A 1,160-nucleotide genomic window follows, 5' to 3' on the forward strand; every position below is an offset into this window, starting at 1 on the left:
CAAAGAAAGATCGTAAGCATTTTAGAATACATAAATGTGTTAATCCTAAGTGTTCCTACTACCGCAAGAACTTAGACAAACTGCCTAAAGACTTAAGTGACGCTGATAAACACAAGTACAAGCTCCACTACATCTATCGTGAGTTCACCATAGATTTCTTCAAAATGGACTTACATGAACTTCCTTCTAGAGCAATTAACTTTAAGTATAAGAAGTTCAATGCCCACATTATGGGGCTTTGCCTTACTTATCACGTTAATCTTAAGCTATCTACTAGGCAGACAGCACATGCCTTGGAGGAAGTACATGGTATAAAGATTTCACATACAATGATTGCTAATTATGCTATGACTGCTGCCGCAGTTATAAAGCCATTTGTAGATACTTTTGACTATAATCCTTCTAACATCCTTTCTGCTGATGAAACATACATTAAGGTAAAAGGCATAAAGCATTATGTTTGGATTATCATGGATGCTTGTAAAAAGTCTATTCTTGGCTACCAAGTATCCGATACTCGTGCTGTAGGTCCATGTATCCTCGCTATGCGTATGGCTTTTGAGAAGTTTAAAAACTTCCCTAATAAAGCCTTAAAATTCATTGCAGATGGCTATAGTGCCTACCCTCTTGCAAGTCAGCAGTGTAAACTCGTTAATGGCTGGGACTTTGATGTTACTCAAGTTATCGGACTCACCAATAATGATGCTGTATCCACCGAATTTCGTTGGGTAAAGCAAGTAGTAGAACGGCTTAACCGCACCTTCAAGTCTTCTTATCGCGTTACCTGCGGTTATGGAAGCGAGAATGGTGCACTTTATGGCGTTTCCCTTTGGGTTGCCTATTATAACTTTCTACGTCCTCATCCTTATAACTACTGGAAGCCACTAAATGAGATAGATATTTTAACTAATGCGGGCAATATGCCTGCTAAGTGGCAATTACTTATTTACCTTGGTCAACAAACAATATTAAAGATGCAAACTGAAAATTCTGCTTAATTTAGTTGTAAAGTAAATATGGGATATTTATTAACCACTACGTGAATAACTCAATGTAGAGATTACTAATATCAAAAATTTTCCTTCACTCAAAAGGATTTTTTGTCATGCCTAAAATTCGTTATTTCATCTTCAAATCACAAAGTATTTTATTATTCTGCG

General features: G+C 36.6%; 1 protein-coding gene. It reads left to right on the plus strand.

Annotated elements, in window-relative coordinates; translation table 11 throughout:
* A partial coding sequence (locus C1715_RS00115; protein WP_102398665.1) for a DDE-type integrase/transposase/recombinase occupies window positions 1–998 on the plus strand: 998 nt, incomplete at its 5' end.
* Window positions 999–1,160 lie beyond the last annotated feature (162 nt).

The sequence above is a fragment of the Haloimpatiens massiliensis genome (assembly GCF_900184255.1).
In the GTDB taxonomy this organism is placed as follows: Bacteria; Bacillota; Clostridia; order Clostridiales; family Clostridiaceae; genus Haloimpatiens; species Haloimpatiens massiliensis.